Raw genomic sequence first — 17,925 nt, 5'->3', positions numbered from 1 at the left:
TCCCTTTAGTATGTACGTACTTTCGGCGGGAAAGCTTCACGATGCGTTGGCGTCATGTTCACATCACGCTTAGTCATCGCTTCTGTTTCCGGATTGTAGATAGAGTGGCATAGCCAGTTCTCATCATCACGCTCAGGGAAATCGAAACGAGCATGTGCGCCACGACTCTCTGTACGGTAGTTTGCTGCAACGGCAGTTGAAAACGCGGTTTCCATCAGGTTATCAAGTTCTAGACACTCAATACGCTGCGTGTTGAACTCTGAAGACTTGTCCGCTAGATGCGCATCTTTCAAACGTTCGCGAATCACTTTCAACTCTTCTAGACCGGTTGCCATCGCATCGCCTTCACGGAATACCGAGAAGCTGTTTTGCATGCATGCTTGTAGGTCTTTACGAATCTGAACTGGATCTTCACCACCAGTGCTGTTTTCCCAACGCATAGTACGCGCTAGAGACGCTTCAATATCAGATTCTGTTGCAGGACGAGCTTCTGCTTGCGCTGCTAGCGTTTCGCCAAGGTGCAAGCCAGTAGCACGACCAAATACGACCAAGTCTAGTAATGAGTTGCCGCCCAGACGGTTAGCACCGTGTACCGATACAGAAGCAATCTCACCACATGCGTAAAGGCCTTGTACTTCCATCTCGCTACCGTCGGCCTTCTGCTTAATTGCTTGGCCAGAGACTTGAGTAGGTACACCACCCATCATGTAGTGACAAGTTGGAATTACTGGAATTGGCTCTTTCACTGGGTCAACGTGTGCAAATGTACGAGACAGTTCACAGATACCTGGTAGACGTGATTCGAGTACTTCTTTACCAAGGTGATCAAGTTTCAACTTGATATGTGGACCCCAAGGACCATCACAGCCGCGGCCTTCACGAATTTCAATCATCATTGAACGAGCAACCACGTCACGACCAGCAAGGTCTTTCGCGTTTGGTGCGTAGCGCTCCATGAAGCGTTCACCATCTTTATTTAGAAGGTAACCACCTTCACCACGACAACCTTCCGTCACTAGAACACCCGCGCCAGCAATACCTGTTGGGTGGAACTGCCACATTTCCATGTCTTGCATTGGAACGCCTGCGCGAAGTGCCATACCAACGCCATCACCCGTGTTGATGTGCGCGTTAGTGGTCGATGCGTAAATACGACCTGCACCACCTGTAGCTAGAATGGTTGCTTTCGATTTGAAGTAACAGATTTCACCCGTTTCCATACAAATCGCAGTACAACCCATGATTGCGCCGTCTTGGTTTTTCACAAGATCCAAAGCGTACCACTCCGAGAAGATGGTTGTTTTGTGTTTTACGTTTTGCTGGTAAAGCGTGTGAAGAAGTGCGTGACCAGTACGGTCTGCAGCAGCGGCTGTACGAGCAGCCTGCTCACCACCAAACTCTTTAGATTGGCCACCGAATGGACGTTGGTATATGGTACCGTTATCAAAACGAGAGAATGGAAGACCCATTTTTTCAAGCTCGATAACTGACTCAGGACCATTTTTACACATGTATTCAATCGCGTTCTGGTCACCGATGTAGTCGGAACCTTTAACGGTATCGTACATGTGCCATTGCCAATCGTCTTTGTGCGAGTTACCCAAAGCAACGGTAATGCCGCCCTGTGCAGACACAGTATGAGAACGTGTTGGAAATACTTTTGACAACAAAGCACATGATAGGCCTTGCTCTGAAATTTGTAGTGCAGCGCGCATACCTGCACCACCAGCGCCGATTACTACGGCATCAAACTCACGAACTGGAATAGACACTTACGCACCCCACAGAATAAATAGACCAGAGAAGACATAGCCGAATAGCACGGCAATAACACCAAGTTGTAGTGCGCCACGTAGTTTCGCGCACTTAATGTAATCAGTTAATACTTGCCACAAACCAACCCAAGCGTGAATCAGGATCGAGACAAGTGCCAACATGGTGAATACTTTAGTGAAGGTACCACCAAAGAATTGGGTCCAAGATGCGTAAGAGATATCTGAAAATGCACAGAAGCTAATCAGATAAATCGTGTATAGCGTCATAATGATTGCAGTTGCACGAATTAGTAGGAAATCGTGTACACCATTACGACCAAATGAAGATACGTGTTTTACCATACCAAGATCCCCGCCAATAATGATAATACTGCTGTTGCACCAAACGCGACTTTAGCGCTCATCGTGCCTGAATCTAGTTCTTCAAAGTGACCTAGATCCATCAATAAGTGACGGATACCACCTGCGATGTGGTAGGCAAGTGCAGTAAGAATTCCCCACAGGATGAATTTTACGAAGAAGCTATCGACGATGTCAGCGGCTTCCATAAAACCCATTGGGGATGACAGAGAAATGGATAGTAACCACAGTAATATACCCACCGCAACAAACGTAATTACCCCAGACACACGGTGTAGGATGGATGCGATTGCTGTGATAGGAAAGTGGATGGTCTGTAAATCTAAATTAACAGGTCTTGACTTTCTTTCTTTCACGGGCTTGCTCACTCAGCTCCATTGAGCATTTATTGTTATAACCAATTTCAGCTTCCAAACGTACAAAAGTTAACATCTATTTAACAAATATCGCGAGTAACCACTCAGATAATTGTAAACAAGTTGTTAACAAACGGAATCCAGCAACAAACCTCACTCTTTGTTTCTAGCCCCGAATTTATAAGGATTTAACTAAAATTTTCTTTGCCAATATACGGCGAGCAACATTCTAATACAATTGGTGTAACAAATTATGCTACATAGAACAGATTTTTAACGATTTTCATGAGAAAAATCATAACAAGTGCACACAAAGATGGAGAAAAATTGACTTTAAGCTTTAACAACAGTACAAAAATGGCACATAAACATCCTGGACGGATTAAATAATAAACAAAGGAGATTGTTATGGCGGATAAGAAAGCGACCCTTCATGTTGAAGGTCAAGCGCCAATCGAACTGCCAATTATGGACGGTACGCTAGGTACACCTGTAATTGACGTTCGTAAGCTGGGAGCCAATGGTTACTTTACTTTTGACCCAGGTTTTCTTGCCACTGCATCTTGTGAATCATCAATCACGTACATCGATGGCGGCAAAGGTATTCTTTTGCACCGCGGTTTCCCGATTGATCAATTAGCCAATAACGCAGATTACTTAGAAGTATGTTACATCCTTCTTTATGGTGAAGCCCCTACCCGAGAACAATACGAGCAATTCAAAACGACCGTTACTCGTCACACAATGGTACACGAGCAAATCGCAAGCTTTTTCCATGGCTTCCGACGCGATGCTCATCCAATGGCGGTAATGTGTGGTGTAGTTGGAGCACTTGCAGCCTTCTATCACGACTCTCTTGACATTAACAACGACGAACACCGCGAAATTGCAGCGTACCGTCTGCTGTCAAAAATGCCAACACTGGCGGCGATGTGTTACAAATACTCTATCGGTCAGCCATTTATTTACCCTCGTAACGACCTTAGCTACGCAGAGAACTTCTTGCATATGATGTTCGCAAACCCTTGCGAAGAGTATGAAGTAAATCCTGTGGTTGCCCGTGCGATGGATAAGATTTTCACTCTACACGCGGATCACGAACAGAATGCGTCGACATCAACTGTTCGCCTAGCTGGCTCTTCTGGTGCGAACCCATTTGCATGTATTGCCGCTGGTATTGCATCCCTTTGGGGGCCTGCTCACGGTGGCGCAAACGAAGCCTGCTTGAGAATGCTAGAAGAGATTGGCAGCGTCGATAACATCCCTGAATATGTAGACCGCGCGAAAGACAAAGATGACCCATTCCGCTTAATGGGCTTTGGTCACCGCGTTTACAAGAACTACGACCCACGTGCGACAGTAATGCGCGAAACGTGTCATGAAGTTCTCAAAGAGCTAAACATTCAAGATCCTCTGCTAGACGTTGCAATGGAACTTGAGCGCATTGCGCTTTCTGATGAGTACTTCGTGTCTAAGAAGCTGTACCCGAACGTAGACTTCTACTCAGGTATCATTCTTAAAGCGATTGGTATTCCAGTTTCTATGTTTACGGTTATCTTCGCGATTTCTCGTACCATCGGCTGGATTGCTCACTGGAACGAAATGCACAGCGATCCACTGAACCGCATCGGTCGTCCTCGTCAGCTATACACTGGCGAAACACAACGTGAGTTTTCTCCACTTCACGAACGTGAATGATCTTTTAGTACGAAGATAGAAAAACAAAAGGGTTGAGATTTTCGTCTCAACCCTTTTCCTTTTCAGCGCTTAACGTTACTAATAGCGAACGTTAAACCGGATTATCAATATCGATAAACTCCACATGTAGGCCGTATTCATCCGCTAGCCATTTGCCTAAGGCCTGAACACCATAACGCTCAGTAGCATGATGACCTGCAGCAAAGTAATGAATGTCCATTTCACGAGCGGTATAAGTGGTGCGCTCTGAAATTTCTCCAGAGATAAATGCATCCAGCCCGTGCTGTACAGCAAGTTCAATGAAATCCTGCCCTCCACCAGTGCACCAGCCGACTGTCTCAATCATCTTATCGGTATTCTCTGGAGCGATATGCAGAGGCTCTCTATCAAGAACTTGATTGATCTTGCTCGCAAACTCAGCACCAGACATCGGTTTTTTCAAGCGTCCAAACATGGCTACTGATTGAGGATGTCCTTCAAGTCCACCTTCTACTTCGATTTCAAGTAAGCGAGCTAATTCGGCGTTGTTGCCTAGCTCTGGGTGAATATCCAGAGGAAGGTGATAACCATATAAGTTGATATCGTTTTTGATCAGACTACGAATTCGTTTACCTTTCATACCACGAATTGGCTCAGGTTCACCTTTCCAAAAATAACCGTGATGAACGAGTAATGCGTCAGCGTTAAGCTCAATCGCTTTATCGATTAAGGCTTGAGAGGCAGTTACGCCAGTGATAATACGCTTTACGGCTGGCGTCCCTTCTACCTGTAACCCGTTTGGTGCGTAATCTTTAATTAACTGCGGTGACAGTTTGTCATTAAGAATCTGTTCTAGCTTTAAGTTATTCATTATTACTTCCAATTTCTAGCGCATGTAAACCTAAATAACCTCTCGATGAAATCAGACCGAGAGTGTGCAACCTAGTTGATACAACAACGTTTTGACATCTGGCACCTTGATATCATTTAGGTACTTAAAGTGTATCTCGAACCCTAATATCGATGCTAGCCACCCTACCCTCAAAAGCAAATTTAGTTACAATAACAAAGCTTGTCGCCTCACCATACATATAGGGATACGGATGAACCAACTGCAACGCTTTTACCAATGGATCGCCACTTCACCTCCTCTTTTCAAGTTACGCCCTCCGTTTACAACCTTAGAGGATCTTTCGGTAACGCCTTTAAATAACGCTGAGCAATACAATGGTAATCCAAGATTGGGCTTTTTATATCAGCACTTATGCACTGCAGTTCTCTCTAGTTCAGAACGATATCAGGTTATCGCGGAAGAGGTTCAGTTAAACGACATCGAAGGTAAGACTATTGGTGCTATCGACTTGGTGTTGCGGAATACAGAATCAAATCAAATAGAACACTGGGAAGTAGCGATTAAGTTTTATCTTCTTTATAACGGCGTATGGTATGGTCCGAATGCTCACGACCAGCTGCATACAAAACTGAATAGAATGCTTACTCATCAGTTGAAAATGAGCGATCGCCCGGAATTTCAAAAAATAATTCCGTTAAACGACGCTCCACAAGAACGTTTATTGATGCAAGGACGACTCTATATTAATCCGTTTACTCCAGAGCCAACTCCTAGCGAGTGCTTGGGTTATGAACTAAATCCAAGTCAGATTAGTGGTTACTGGTGCTACCAGAGCCAATGGGAGTTAATCGGTAAGCCACTTTATCATTTACACAAACCATGCTGGGCGATTGGTACGGACGATTTATCTCAACCCATTGAAAAGCCTTCAGACCGATTTGTACATGCACAAACGGAGGACGGTCAATTCTGGTTTGTGGTACCGGATTCCTGGCCCGGAAACAACTCAGTTCAGGAATCTTAAACGCAAAAGGGTTGATGCTTGCACATCAACCCTTTGTTTTCTAAATCGACTATTGAATGGTTTACAGGCCGGCAGCTGCAAACACTTGATTAACGATCTCTTGTGCTTCTGCTTCGATTTGTTTTAGGTGCTCTTCACCTTTGAAGCTTTCACAGTAAATCTTGTAGATGTCCTCTGTGCCTGATGGACGAGCAGCGAACCAGCCGTTTGCCGTCGTTACTTTTAGACCACCGATTGCAGCACCATTACCAGGCGCATGCGTGAGACGAGCCGTAATTGGATCACCCGCTAGTGTTTCAGCCGCGACCATTTCTGGTGACAACTTCTTCAGTACGTCTTTTTGTGGGCCATTCGCTACAGCTTGAATACGGTTGTATTTCGACTCACCGTGTTTCGCCGCTAGCTCTTCATAGTAGTCTTGTGGGTTCTTACCCGTTACCGCAGTGATCTCTGCCGCTAGAAGACATAACAAGATGCCGTCTTTGTCTGTTGACCAAGGCGTGCCATCTTTACGAAGGAATGACGCACCAGCACTTTCTTCGCCGCCGAAACCAAACTTACCAGTGTACAGACCGTCTACAAACCATTTGAAGCCTACTGGTACTTCACATAGTTCACGACCTAGATCCGCCACAACACGGTCAATCAGTGCACTTGATACTAGTGTTTTACCAACAGCGACGTCTTTACCCCACTCGCCACGATGACGGTACAAGTAGTCAATACAAACGGCTAAGAAGTGGTTCGGGTTCATCAAACCTTTTGGCGTAACGATACCGTGACGGTCGTAGTCAGGATCGTTACCAAATGCTAAATCGTATTCGTCTTTCAGTGCCAATAGACCCGCCATTGCGTAAGGAGAAGAACAGTCCATACGCACAACGCCGTCTTTATCTAGCGACATGAATTGGAAAGAAGGATCGATCGATTCACTTACTAGCGTTAGGTCTAGGTTGTATGCCTGACCAATTTGACGCCAGTAATCGATACCGCTGCCACCCAATGGATCTACACCAATCTTCAGGTTCGCTTTTTGGATTGCTTCCATATCGATAACGTTCACCAGGTCATCGATGTATGGCTTCACCAAGTCCATCTCTACAAACAGATCCGATGCTTTTGCTTCTGCTAGTGGTAGGCGTTTAACACCTTGTAAACCTTCAGCAATCAATTCGTTCGCACGATCTTCGATAGCTTGAGTCAACTCAGCTTCTGCAGGACCACCATGTGTCGGATTGTATTTGATACCGCCGTCTTGTGGTGGGTTATGTGATGGGGTAATAACGATACCGTCTGCTTTTTCATCGTGTTTGATGTTGTAAGTCAGAATCGCGTGTGAAATACCCGGTGTTGGCGTGTAACCGTTGTCTTGTTGGACAATCACTTTCACACCGTTTGCAATCAGTACTTCAATCACACTTGAGAAAGCAGGCTCAGATAGCGCATGCGTGTCTTTACCCACAAACAACGGGCCAATTGTGCCTTGCTCAGCACGAACTTCTGCTACCGCTTGAGCGATCGCTAAAATGTGGTTTTCGTTAAAAGTGTGCTTGTCTGCAGTACCGCGGTGGCCAGAAGTACCAAATTGAACTTTGTGTTCTGCGTTTGCCGCGTCTGGTTGAAGTAAGAAGTAGTTAGCAACGAGTGCTGGGATATTGTGAAGATCTTCCTGCTGCGCTTTTTGCCCAGCACGAGGGTGCATAGCCATGTTTGACATCCTTTCTTTAAATACAAATAAAATTAAAAAAGCCTCATAATATCCGCTCACTGCGACGCATTATGAGGCTTCTATCAGGTTTCTTAGATTGAACCTGTTACTTTTTCTATTAAGTCAGGTTGGAACCCCATGTGTGCCATCACTTGTTCAACCATCTGTCTTTTACGACTTGTATTGTTATTCGTGATAACCCAAAACGGTGTGCCAGGAATGGCTTTTGGCTTGGTCGTATTACCGTTTGCTAGCAAGGTTTCTTCATTATCTGCAAAGTACACGCGTTTGCGTCCTTTTACATTCGTAGCCTGGGCGAAACCTTCTGGATTCAATTTATGTAAGGTCGATAATACCAACATAAAGCGATCAATCGCTTTTTTTAGACCGGCAAACTCATCAGAAATAAGCAGCGAACGCATTTCTTTCACTACATCAACAGATTCCGTTTTACCCGCATCTTTACTTACTACAATCCCTTGTGGCTTCTCTACTACAGGCGCGGCTTTAGCTTCCTGCAACTGACCATCAAGGTTTAAAAGGCGTCGCAAAATATCCGAGGCGCTTTCACCGATATGCTTAGTTTGACTAGCTATATAACGGTATAGATCCTCATCAACCTCAATTGTTTTCATTCGCTTTTCACATTCTCAATGTTTAAACTCTGGGGGATTATAACGAGATCCACGCGGATACTCCACGTTAAACCCATCACGAATAAGATAAAATGTCAGCATTACTCAACTATAAGCAGGAAGGCCAAGGCCAAACAGTTGTTTTGATTCACGGATTGTTTGGTAGTTTAAGTAATCTGGGTCTACTCGCCCGCGATCTTATTAAAGATCACACGGTGATCAGTATTGATCTGAGAAATCACGGCCTCTCTTTCCACTCCGAAGTCCATAACTATACCGATATGGCAAAAGATGTGGCTCAGCTCCTTCAGCACTTAAACGTTGAGCCATCTATTGTTATTGGGCACTCCATGGGCGGAAAAGTCGCGATGGCTCTTGTGGACATTGCTCCAAATGTAGTCAAGAAGTTAGTCGTTCTCGACATGGCGCCTGTTGCCTACACTACGAACCGTCACGATAATGTTTTTAACGGCTTACATGCTGTTATTAATGAAAAACCAGCAAATCGACAGCAAGCCATGGATATCCTAGCTCAACATATTGAACTCGATGGTGTAAGACAATTTCTCTCTAAATCACTGTACAAAAATGGCGATAAGATGGATTGGCGGTTTAACGTACCGAGCCTTTTTGAGAATTATGACCAAATTATTGGCTGGCAAGAAATCACACCAACAGATATCCCAACTTTATTTATCAAAGGCGGCGACTCTGACTACTTAATGCCAGAACATCAGCCGGCAGTGAAGCGACAATTTAACCATGCTAAAGCACACATTATCGCTGGCACTGGTCACTGGTTACACGCCGAGAAACCGACAGAAGTAATGAGAGTCATTCGAAAATATATTTCGAGTTAACAAATTCGAAAAGCAACACTAGATTATTGAAATAACCCTTCTTGTAGTGCATTAACTTTACCGTTTAACAGTGGTATAGTGCGCCCAAGATTTTTCGGCATGAAGGGCTAAAATGCTTTACGACTATATGGATATGCTCGAGTCTATTGGGCTCGATCTTCTTTTTGCTGCTATCTTTTTTTTCATCGGGATGGCGATAAAAGATGTGCTAAAGCAAGGCAATGTACCTGTTTTTGGTCGTCGTATTGTGTGGTTAGTCCTTTTCCTAGGCTGTGCTGGCTTTATTGCAAAAGGTGTAATTCAGCTAACTTGGGAAGGCTCAGGGTTAGGTTAAACCCTTAGTAGCATCGCCAATAACAAACAATGTAAAGGTATAGACTCTATGGCAAGTGTAGGTATCTTCTTCGGTAGCGACACAGGTAATACTGAAGCCGTTGCAAAGATGATTCAAAAGCAACTAGGTAAACATCTAGTTCACGTTCAAGACATCGCGAAAAGCAGCAAAGAAGACATTGATAACTTCGATCTTCTTCTTCTAGGTATCCCAACTTGGTACTACGGCGAAGCACAATGTGATTGGGATGACTTCTTCCCTGAACTTGAGCAAATCGACTTCTCTACTAAGCTAGTGGCTATCTTTGGCTGTGGCGACCAAGAAGACTACGCAGAATACTTCTGTGACGCGATGGGCACAGTCCGTGATATCGTTGAGTCTAAAGGCGGCACAATTCTTGGCCATACCTCGACAGAAGGCTACGAATTTGAAGCGTCTAAAGCACTTGTTGAAGGTGACGAAAGCCAATTCGTAGGTCTATGTATTGATGAAGACCGCCAACCAGAATTGACTGACGAGCGTGTTGAAAGCTGGGTTAAACAGATCTATGAAGAGATGTGTTTAGCTGAGCTAGAAGGCTAATCAAATTGAATGATGCAAAGACCTCCACTTGGAGGTCTTTTTGTATGTATTGTCACACAGCATCGGTAAGTACTTCCTCTTCGCGATACTGAGGTTTCTTTCTTACATAAAGCTTGCGTTGAACCTCTGAAACCACATTCCCCTGTTTATCTTTTACATGAGTAATAAACTCAGGAAAACACTTTTCTCCATTCCGTGTCATTTGATAAATGTTTTCCAGCATCCCTTCAGTGACCTCAAATTCTGCAAACAAATCACTTTGCCCCGGCTTAATAAAGTTAATGCTTGCCTCTTTATCCCACACATAATATTCCTCTCGTAGAATCCCCATCAGCATCAACGAGTAAATAGGATCAGTTAAAGAGAAAATACTGCCGCCATATTGGGTGCGATTGGCATTTTTATTCCACCAGCGAAGCTTTAAACGTACCTTTACAGTACGGAAGTCTTGAGAAATATGTAAGATTTTAATACCCGCCCCCCAAAAAGGAGGCCAAATATTGAGTGCGAACTTTACAATTCCTGGTTTGTATATCTTCGCTAGTCGCCTATTCATCGCTATCCCTGCCCTCTCCAAGCTTAATGTTACACAATTGTAACTGGTCAGAGCTGTAATATAATGGACCTGTTTCTAATTTACAAAAAGATTCTATTAACCCTTTGAAGTTCGTGGTTTAATGTTCCGAACGCTTATCCTATAATGGTAGGAAGATTGAATTCTGTTAAATCGCTGCAGATGATCCAACGGGAAAGTATATGTCAGATAATAATCAGGCGCTGAAGGATGCGGGTTTAAAAGTAACCCTTCCGAGGCTAAAAATTCTAGAAGTACTTCAGCAGCCAGACTGCCAGCACATCAGTGCTGAAGATTTGTACAAAAAGTTGATTGATCTAGGTGAAGAAATTGGCCTAGCAACTGTTTACCGAGTTCTAAACCAGTTCGACGATGCTGGTATTGTAACTCGTCACCACTTTGAAGGTGGAAAGTCAGTCTTCGAATTATCGACTCAACATCACCACGACCACCTAGTGTGCCTAGACTGTGGTGAGGTAATTGAATTTTCTGACGATCTTATTGAAGAACGTCAAAAAGAGATTGCAGCTAAGTACAATGTCACACTAACAAACCACAGCTTATACTTGTACGGCAAGTGTAGCGATGGTGGTTGTAAAGACAATCCAGATGCACACAAACCGAAAAAATAAGGGTTTGTTAATTTAAAAAGTAAACGTCAGCACATGCTGGCGTTTTTTGTTTCTAGAAGTCAGTACCTTAGACGTCAGTACTTTGGTTACAGAACAAAAGCTACTAAACACCCATCTTTTTTCTCCACAGTTTTGCACATCTATATAGCACTCTGTGGGATTAGGTATAAAAAATGCCAGCGTTTGCTGGCATTTTTTCATCGTTCTCAGCATTAATTGAGATTATTGATTCTCAATTTTTGCCCAGGTATCACGTAGACCAACCGTGCGGTTGAATACTAGATTATCTGCTGAAGAGTCTTTCGAGTCTGCACAGAAGTAACCCATACGTTCAAACTGGTAACCTTTTTCTGCTTCTGCAGAAGCTAGGCTAGGCTCGACAAAGCCATTGATCACAACTAATGATTCAGGGTTGATAGTAGAAGCAAAATCTTCCGCTGCGCCTGGGTTTGGCACCGTAAATAAACGATCGTACAGACGAATTTCCGCAGGAAGAGCTTTATCAGCTGACACCCAATGAATAACGCCTTTCACTTTACGACCATCTGCTGGGTTTTTACCTAGCGTATCTGCATCATAAGAACAGAAGATCGTTGTGATGTTGCCTTCGGCATCTTTCTCAACGCGCTCAGCTTTGATCACGTAAGCACCACGTAAACGAACTTCTTTACCTAGCACTAAACGCTTGTACTTTTTGTTCGCTTCTTCACGGAAGTCTTCACGCTCAATCCACAATTCACGCGTGAATGGCACTTCACGCACGCCCATTTCTGGTTTATTTGGGTGGTTGGCAACTGTCAAGTTTTCTACTGCGCCTGCTTCAAAGTTTTCGATAACAACTTTAACAGGATCCAGTACAGCCATTGCACGCGGAGCGTTCTCGTTTAGGTCATCACGAATACAAGATTCTAATGAACTAAACTCGATCATATTTTCTTGCTTCGTTACACCAATACGCTTACAAAACTCACGAATAGATGCAGGTGTGAAGCCACGACGACGCAGACCTGAGACAGTCGGCATACGTGGATCATCCCAACCATTAACCAGTTTTTCAGTAACTAGCTGGTTAAGCTTACGCTTAGACATCACTGTATATTCAAGGTTTAAACGACTGAACTCGTATTGATGTGGACGGCTTTCGATCGTGATGTTGTCTAGAACCCAATCGTACAGACGACGGTTATCCATGAATTCAAGCGTACAAATAGAGTGCGTAATGCCTTCTAATGCATCAGAAATACAGTGCGTAAAGTCGTACATTGGGTAAATGCACCACTTATCACCAGTTTGGTGGTGCGTAGCAAAACGCACACGGTATAAAACTGGATCGCGCATGACCATGAATGAAGAACCCATGTCGATTTTAGCACGAAGACACGCTTTACCTTCTTCAAATTCACCAGCGCGCATTTTTTCAAACAACGCCAAGTTCTCTTCAACAGAACGGTCACGGTATGGACTTGGTTTACCTGGCGCCTTTAGTGTGCCGCGGTATTCACGAATTTGCTCTGGACTTAGCTCATCTACGTACGCTAAGCCTTTGTTAATCAATTCAATTGCATATTCGTAAAGCTTATCGAAGTAGTTTGATGAGTAACATACTTCACCACTCCACTCAAAGCCCAACCAGTTTACATCTTTCTTGATAGACTCAACGTATTCGATGTCTTCTTTTTCAGGGTTTGTATCGTCGAAACGCAGATTACATTGACCCTGGTAGTCCTGAGCAATACCGAAGTTCAAACAGATAGACTTAGCATGACCGATATGCAGGTAGCCATTTGGCTCCGGCGGGAATCGAGTATGCACGCTAGTGTGTTTACCATCCGCTAGATCTTTATCAATGATCTGGCGAATAAAGTTTGATGGACGAGCATCAGCTTCACTCATCTATAGCACCTCAAAAATATTAGTATTGTCAGAGAAAACGGAACCCTGTATCCAAGTATGGTTTCACAGAGTACATTGTTCCTAATGATCCACAATTCTAAGCAATTAGACAACAAGAACTCGCTCTAAAACGACAATATTTATCGAGTTGGCGTGAAAGCAAAGCAGATTCAAAGGGCCTAAACGAAAAAAGGCCTCCTGCGGAGGCCTTTTGCGATGTTGTAGTATCAATTGTTTGCAATACCAATAACAAACAATCGCACCACTATTAAACAGTTAAGCTGGTAACTGAACACCACTTAAGTCTTCATCTTTAGATACATTCTTCATCTCACCAGCAACAATCTCTGCTAGTGGACCAAGGATAACTTGTAGGTTGTTTGTACCTAGCTTCACAACTCCCATAGCTCCAAGATCTTTCAGAGTTTTCTCATTGATAACGCTCATATCTTTCACAGAAAGGCGCAAACGAGTAATACAGGCATCGATAGAACTTAGGTTGTCATGACCGCCAAGTGCTTTCAAGTACTGACGAGCAAGCTCTGAAGAATTGCTTGATCCAGCCACGTTAGATGAAGCTTCTTCATCTTCACGTCCCGGTGTTTTAAGGCCAAACTTAACAATCACGGTACGGAACACGAAGTAGTAAACCGCAAAGAAACCAAGACCTTGTACAATGAGCATGTACCAGTTTACCGCTAGCGGGTTACGAGTTGACAATACTAAGTCGACTAGACCAGCAGAGAAACCGAAACCTGCAATCCACTGCATTGATGCCGCGATATAAACTGATAGACCAGTCAGCGCTGCGTGAAGAACGTACAGTCCTGGAGCAAGGAACATGAATGCAAATTCAAGTGGTTCTGTTACACCTGTAAAGAATGAAGCAAACGCAGCCGCAATCATGATAGATGCCACTTTCTCTTTATTCTTTGATTTCGCAGTATGGTACATCGCTAGAGCAGCGCCTGGTAAACCAAACATCATGATTGGGAAGAAGCCCGCTTGGTACATCCCCGTAACACCTACCGTTGCCGTGCCTTCAGCTAATGATTTCGCACCGCCAAGGAAGTTTGGAATGTCATTAATACCAGCAACATCAAACCAGAACACTGAGTTTAGTGCATGGTGCAGACCAACAGGAATTAGAAGACGGTTGAAGAATGCGTAAACACCTGCACCTGCTTCACCCATACCTTGAATGCTTTCGCCAAAACTGACCAGACCGCCGTAAACTGATGGCCAAACGTACATCAGGATGAACGCAATAACGATACCAGCAAAAGACGTTAGGATAGGTACAAGACGCTTGCCAGAGAAAAACGCCAGTGCTTTGTGCAGCTCTACGTGAGAAAAACGGTTGTACAACTCAGCAGAAACAATACCAACCAAGATACCTACGAACTGGTTATTGATTTTACCAAATGCAGCAGGTACTTCACTTGGGTCAATGCCTTGAATTTGTGATACTGCACCAGGGGCCAAAAGCGTTGTGACAACTAAGAAGCCCACGAAGCCTGAAAGTGCAGCGGCGCCATCTTTGTCTTTAGACATTCCGTAAGCAACACCAACAGCGAACAATACTGACATGTTGTCAATGATCGCTGCACCAGCTTTAATAAGAAATGCAGCAAGTGCACTGTTTGCGCCCCAGCCATTTGGGTCGATCCAGTAGCCAATACCCATGAGTATTGCTGCTGCAGGAAGTGTGGCAACCGGCACCATAAGCGCCTTACCCACCTTCTGGAAGTATCCGAGAATGTTCACCTTAAGTTCCCCCTATAGGATTAGATGTTATGTTGAATGACTTATTTCAGCCGTCCAATTTAGTCATCCTAAGTTTATGATATTAATTTTGCTCCGCAAATTAAAAGCTCACCGTTTGTGATCATAATCACCACAATTTGCCCTTTCGGAAGGTTTTTGCTAGCGAGATCATAAAACTTATTTTATTATACGAAAAAATGGCGTTTTAAAGATAATATTCTCGCACTTTATGCAAGGCAGAATCAGTGTTATTTTGGTATCTAGGCGGGTAAATCACTGTAACTTTGCTCTGAAAAAGAATCATAAAAAAACCATACAATTATTACTTTTCAGTTAGTTACTATGACAATAACATCGATAAAACGCGACTTGCTGTATGTGACTCGTTATCTAATTCAGTGATACAAACTAAGTACCCATATGACTGAAGCAGTCTCTACTTAGATAACGATATAGAAATTGAATTCTCATCTATAAGGACTAGCTGACTATGTACGCGCTAAGTAACTGTAAAATTTATACCGGTAGTGATGTTCTTACCGATCATGCGGTCATCATCGAAAATGATCTTATTCAATCTATTGTGCCGGTTTCTGAGCTACCTCAAAGCATCGAAGTAAAAGACCTTGCAGGCGCTAATCTAAGTCCAGGCTTTATCGATCTGCAGTTGAACGGTTGTGGCGGTGTAATGCTAAACGATGCAATTACCCCTGAAACCATGCAAATCATGCACCAGGCAAACCTCAAATCTGGCTGTACTAGCTTCCTGCCAACACTCATTACGTCATCTGATGAAGATATGCGAACTGCAATTGCCGCAGCTCGTGAGTACCACAACAAGTATCAAAATCAATCGCTTGGTTTACACCTCGAAGGTCCTTACCTTAACGTCGCGAAAAAAGGCATCCATAACGTCGATTTTATTCGCCCATCAGACGAAAGCATGATCGACCTTATCTGCGCAAACGCCGATATCGTAGCGAAAGTAACGCTAGCACCTGAGCATAACGACCCAGAGCATATTGCGCGATTAAAGGCTGCTGGCATCGTGGTTTCAATTGGCCACACAAATGCAACCTACGCCGAAGCACGTAAAAGCTTTGAAGCAGGCATTACTTTTGCCACACACCTCTTTAATGCAATGACACCAATGGTTGGTCGTGAACCAGGAGTTGTTGGTGCAATTTACGATACTCCTGACGTATACGCTGGCATTATTGCTGATGGTTTTCACGTCGACTACGCAAACATCCGAATTGCTCATAAAATCAAAGGTGAAAAGCTTGTTTTGGTGACGGATGCCACAGCTCCAGCAGGTGCTAACATTGATCACTTTATTTTTGTCGGTAAGAAAGTATATTACCGAGATGGTAAGTGTGTTGATGAAAATGGCACGCTAGGCGGCTCAGCTTTGACAATGATTGAAGCAGTTCAGAATTCAGTTGAGCACGCGGGGATCGCTTTAGACGAAGCTCTACGAATGGCCACGTTATACCCAGCAACAGCAATTGGTGTTGAGGATCGCCTTGGCCGAGTTCGAAAAGGGATGGTTGCAAACCTGACTATTTTCGATCGTGACTTTAAAGTAAAAGCGACGGTTGTTAACGGACAATACGAGCAAAATTAAGCATGAATGGCGGACAGATTGGTAATGTAGATTTAGTAAAACAGCTTAACAGCGCTGCGGTATATAGGCTGATTGATCAGCAAGGTCCTATCTCCCGTATTCAAGTCGCGGACGTGAGTCAACTCGCGCCTGCTAGTGTTACCAAAATAACCCGCCAACTTTTAGAGCGCGGCCTTATTAAGGAGGTCGCCCAACAAGCTTCAACTGGTGGTCGTCGTGCGATCTCTTTGACTACTGAAGTCAAACCTTTTCATTCGATTGCCGTTCGCTTAGGTCGAGATTACGTACAGTTCAGTTTATACGATTTAGGTGGTACCGCGCTGGCAGAAGATCAGCATGAACTGTACTACACTAACCAAGCAGACTTAATCGCAGGACTCATCGATTTATTAAAAGATTTCGTAAGCCGTTGCGAAGACAAAATTGATCAACTCATCGCTATCGGCATCACTTTACCGGGCCTTGTTAACCCAACAACTGGCGTGGTCGAATACATGCCTAATACCGATATCGATAATCTTGCTCTCGGTGAAATTGTTGGAGAGAAGTTTAATACAGCATGCTTTGTTGGCAACGACGTACGTGGCATGGCGTTGGCTGAGCACTACTTTGGAGCAAGCCAAGACTGCCAGGATTCTATTTTGGTTAGCGTCCACCGCGGTACTGGCGCAGGTATTATCGTTAACGGCCAGGTTTTTCTTGGTTTTAACCGCAACGTCGGTGAAATTGGTCATATCCAAATTGACCCGCTTGGCGAGCAATGCCAATGTGGAAACTTTGGCTGTTTAGAAACCGTAGCTGCAAACCCAGCGATTATTCAACGAGTGAAGCAACTGATTACTCAAGGATACGAATCAAGCTTAACCGACCTTGAAAACATCACAATTGAAGCGGTATGTCAGCACGCAATGAATGGTGATGAACTTGCGAAACAGAGTTTAGTGCGAGTGGGCAACCAGCTAGGTAAAGCGATTGCGATTACGGTTAACTTATTTAATCCACAGAAAATTGTAATTGCTGGCGATATTACTGCAGCACAAGATATTCTTTTCCCTGCAATTCAACGCAACGTAGAGAATCAATCTCTTAAAACTTTCCATAACGACCTCCCTATCGTGGCTTCTCACATTGATAAGCAGCCAACGATGGGCGCATTTGCGATGATTAAACGCGCTATGCTGAACGGAGTTTTGTTACAAAAGTTACTGGAAGACTAAGTTTATACAACCAATTGAGTTACAATCTCGGGCTGTGTTTTCACAGCCCGT

General features: G+C 44.0%; 17 protein-coding genes. 8 read left to right on the top strand and 9 right to left on the bottom strand.

Annotated elements, in window-relative coordinates; all coding sequences use genetic code 11:
• Positions 1 to 5: 5 nt before the first annotated feature.
• The 3 genes from sdhA to sdhC are packed head-to-tail and all read right to left on the bottom strand — an operon-like array spanning position 6 to position 2,503.
• Positions 6 to 1,772 (bottom strand): succinate dehydrogenase flavoprotein subunit, encoded by a 1,767-nt coding sequence (gene sdhA, locus R7P74_RS16440; RefSeq protein ID WP_005382172.1) that lies wholly within the window; start codon positions 1,770 to 1,772, stop codon positions 6 to 8.
• Positions 1,773 to 2,117, bottom strand: coding sequence for a succinate dehydrogenase, hydrophobic membrane anchor protein (gene sdhD, locus R7P74_RS16435; RefSeq protein ID WP_005382169.1), 345 nt, complete (start codon positions 2,115 to 2,117; stop codon positions 1,773 to 1,775).
• Positions 2,111 to 2,503, bottom strand: a complete 393-nt coding sequence (sdhC, locus tag R7P74_RS16430) for a succinate dehydrogenase cytochrome b556 subunit (RefSeq protein WP_017634811.1) — start codon at positions 2,501 to 2,503, stop codon at positions 2,111 to 2,113. Before sdhC ends, sdhD begins: the two co-directional genes overlap by 7 nt.
• Before the next feature lie 396 nt (positions 2,504 to 2,899).
• On the opposite strand from sdhC, the gene R7P74_RS16425 reads away from it, so the two are divergent.
• The gene (locus tag R7P74_RS16425) at positions 2,900 to 4,189 is read left to right on the top strand and encodes a citrate synthase (protein ID WP_005382163.1); all 1,290 of its coding nucleotides are present in this window, start codon (positions 2,900 to 2,902) and stop codon (positions 4,187 to 4,189) included.
• Between the two features lie 91 nt (positions 4,190 to 4,280).
• On the opposite strand, the gene R7P74_RS16420 is transcribed toward R7P74_RS16425, so the two are convergent.
• Positions 4,281 to 5,039 carry a Nif3-like dinuclear metal center hexameric protein gene (locus tag R7P74_RS16420; RefSeq protein ID WP_005393019.1) on the bottom strand — a complete coding sequence of 253 codons (759 nt, stop codon included), beginning with the start codon at positions 5,037 to 5,039 and terminating at the stop codon, positions 4,281 to 4,283.
• Positions 5,040 to 5,271: 232 nt separating this feature from the next.
• Between R7P74_RS16420 and R7P74_RS16415 the strand changes: the two genes are divergently transcribed.
• Positions 5,272 to 6,045, top strand: a complete 774-nt coding sequence (locus R7P74_RS16415; RefSeq protein WP_053303293.1) for a DUF1853 family protein — start codon at positions 5,272 to 5,274, stop codon at positions 6,043 to 6,045.
• A 61-nt stretch (positions 6,046 to 6,106) separates the two neighbouring features.
• Here the strand turns inward: R7P74_RS16415 and pgm are convergent, their stop codons facing one another.
• On the bottom strand, positions 6,107 to 7,753 hold the full coding sequence (pgm, locus tag R7P74_RS16410) for a phosphoglucomutase (alpha-D-glucose-1,6-bisphosphate-dependent) (RefSeq protein ID WP_256903178.1): 1,647 nt from the start codon (positions 7,751 to 7,753) through the stop codon (positions 6,107 to 6,109).
• A 92-nt stretch (positions 7,754 to 7,845) separates the two neighbouring features.
• A complete protein-coding gene (gene seqA, locus R7P74_RS16405) occupies positions 7,846 to 8,388 on the bottom strand; it encodes a replication initiation negative regulator SeqA (protein WP_005382149.1) in 543 nt (180 codons plus the stop codon).
• A 92-nt stretch (positions 8,389 to 8,480) separates the two neighbouring features.
• On the opposite strand from seqA, the gene R7P74_RS16400 reads away from it, so the two are divergent.
• The 3 genes from R7P74_RS16400 to fldA all read left to right on the top strand — a co-directional run bounded on the left by R7P74_RS16400 (position 8,481) and on the right by fldA (position 10,164).
• Complete coding sequence (locus R7P74_RS16400; RefSeq protein ID WP_213871777.1) at positions 8,481 to 9,248, top strand: alpha/beta fold hydrolase; 768 nt, start codon at positions 8,481 to 8,483, stop codon at positions 9,246 to 9,248.
• A 112-nt stretch (positions 9,249 to 9,360) separates the two neighbouring features.
• Positions 9,361 to 9,582 (top strand): DUF2788 domain-containing protein, encoded by a 222-nt coding sequence (locus tag R7P74_RS16395; protein WP_005393038.1) that lies wholly within the window; start codon positions 9,361 to 9,363, stop codon positions 9,580 to 9,582.
• 48 nt (positions 9,583 to 9,630) lie between these two features.
• The gene (gene fldA / locus R7P74_RS16390) at positions 9,631 to 10,164 is read left to right on the top strand and encodes a flavodoxin FldA (protein ID WP_005382146.1); all 534 of its coding nucleotides are present in this window, start codon (positions 9,631 to 9,633) and stop codon (positions 10,162 to 10,164) included.
• 52 nt (positions 10,165 to 10,216) lie between these two features.
• Here fldA and R7P74_RS16385 read toward each other — a convergent pair whose 3' ends face one another.
• A complete protein-coding gene (locus R7P74_RS16385) occupies positions 10,217 to 10,720 on the bottom strand; it encodes a DUF4442 domain-containing protein (RefSeq protein ID WP_005382144.1) in 504 nt (167 codons plus the stop codon).
• A gap of 200 nt (positions 10,721 to 10,920) precedes the next feature.
• Here R7P74_RS16385 and fcrX point away from each other — a divergent pair, with 200 nt between their 5' ends.
• Entirely contained in the window at positions 10,921 to 11,370 is a 450-nt protein-coding gene (gene fcrX / locus R7P74_RS16380; RefSeq protein ID WP_005382141.1) for a ferric iron uptake transcriptional regulator FcrX, read from the top strand.
• Between the two features lie 222 nt (positions 11,371 to 11,592).
• Here fcrX and glnS read toward each other — a convergent pair whose 3' ends face one another.
• Both glnS and nagE read right to left on the bottom strand, forming a co-directional pair.
• On the bottom strand, positions 11,593 to 13,263 hold the full coding sequence (gene glnS, locus R7P74_RS16375) for a glutamine--tRNA ligase (protein ID WP_005382124.1): 1,671 nt from the start codon (positions 13,261 to 13,263) through the stop codon (positions 11,593 to 11,595).
• A 276-nt stretch (positions 13,264 to 13,539) separates the two neighbouring features.
• On the bottom strand, positions 13,540 to 15,030 hold the full coding sequence (gene nagE, locus R7P74_RS16370) for an N-acetylglucosamine-specific PTS transporter subunit IIBC (protein WP_318122974.1): 1,491 nt from the start codon (positions 15,028 to 15,030) through the stop codon (positions 13,540 to 13,542).
• A gap of 490 nt (positions 15,031 to 15,520) precedes the next feature.
• On the opposite strand from nagE, the gene nagA reads away from it, so the two are divergent.
• The gene (gene nagA / locus R7P74_RS16365) at positions 15,521 to 16,657 is read left to right on the top strand and encodes an N-acetylglucosamine-6-phosphate deacetylase (RefSeq protein ID WP_005384983.1); all 1,137 of its coding nucleotides are present in this window, start codon (positions 15,521 to 15,523) and stop codon (positions 16,655 to 16,657) included.
• Between the two features lie 2 nt (positions 16,658 to 16,659).
• Entirely contained in the window at positions 16,660 to 17,874 is a 1,215-nt protein-coding gene (nagC, locus tag R7P74_RS16360; RefSeq protein ID WP_042523152.1) for a DNA-binding transcriptional regulator NagC, read from the top strand.
• Positions 17,875 to 17,925: the final 51 nt, after the last annotated feature.

The organism is Vibrio sp. 2033, assembly GCF_033339735.1.
Note: the sequence above shows the minus strand (reverse complement) of the source record. Positions and strands in the feature narration are given on the sequence as shown.

Excerpts from the sequence above, each read along its gene's own strand:
- sdhD (WP_005382169.1), bottom strand. The coding sequence starts at position 2,117 with ATGGTAAAACACGTATCTTCATTTGGTCGTAATGGTGTACACGATTTC.
- R7P74_RS16425 (WP_005382163.1), top strand. The coding sequence starts at position 2,900 with ATGGCGGATAAGAAAGCGACCCTTCATGTTGAAGGTCAAGCGCCAATC.
- R7P74_RS16420 (WP_005393019.1), bottom strand. The coding sequence starts at position 5,039 with ATGAATAACTTAAAGCTAGAACAGATTCTTAATGACAAACTGTCACCG.
- R7P74_RS16415 (WP_053303293.1), top strand. The coding sequence starts at position 5,272 with ATGAACCAACTGCAACGCTTTTACCAATGGATCGCCACTTCACCTCCT.
- pgm (WP_256903178.1), bottom strand. The coding sequence starts at position 7,753 with ATGGCTATGCACCCTCGTGCTGGGCAAAAAGCGCAGCAGGAAGATCTT.
- seqA (WP_005382149.1), bottom strand. The coding sequence starts at position 8,388 with ATGAAAACAATTGAGGTTGATGAGGATCTATACCGTTATATAGCTAGT.
- R7P74_RS16400 (WP_213871777.1), top strand. The coding sequence starts at position 8,481 with ATGTCAGCATTACTCAACTATAAGCAGGAAGGCCAAGGCCAAACAGTT.
- R7P74_RS16395 (WP_005393038.1), top strand. The coding sequence starts at position 9,361 with ATGCTTTACGACTATATGGATATGCTCGAGTCTATTGGGCTCGATCTT.
- fldA (WP_005382146.1), top strand. The coding sequence starts at position 9,631 with ATGGCAAGTGTAGGTATCTTCTTCGGTAGCGACACAGGTAATACTGAA.
- R7P74_RS16385 (WP_005382144.1), bottom strand. The coding sequence starts at position 10,720 with ATGAATAGGCGACTAGCGAAGATATACAAACCAGGAATTGTAAAGTTC.
- fcrX (WP_005382141.1), top strand. The coding sequence starts at position 10,921 with ATGTCAGATAATAATCAGGCGCTGAAGGATGCGGGTTTAAAAGTAACC.
- glnS (WP_005382124.1), bottom strand. The coding sequence starts at position 13,263 with ATGAGTGAAGCTGATGCTCGTCCATCAAACTTTATTCGCCAGATCATT.
- nagA (WP_005384983.1), top strand. The coding sequence starts at position 15,521 with ATGTACGCGCTAAGTAACTGTAAAATTTATACCGGTAGTGATGTTCTT.
- nagC (WP_042523152.1), top strand. The coding sequence starts at position 16,660 with ATGAATGGCGGACAGATTGGTAATGTAGATTTAGTAAAACAGCTTAAC.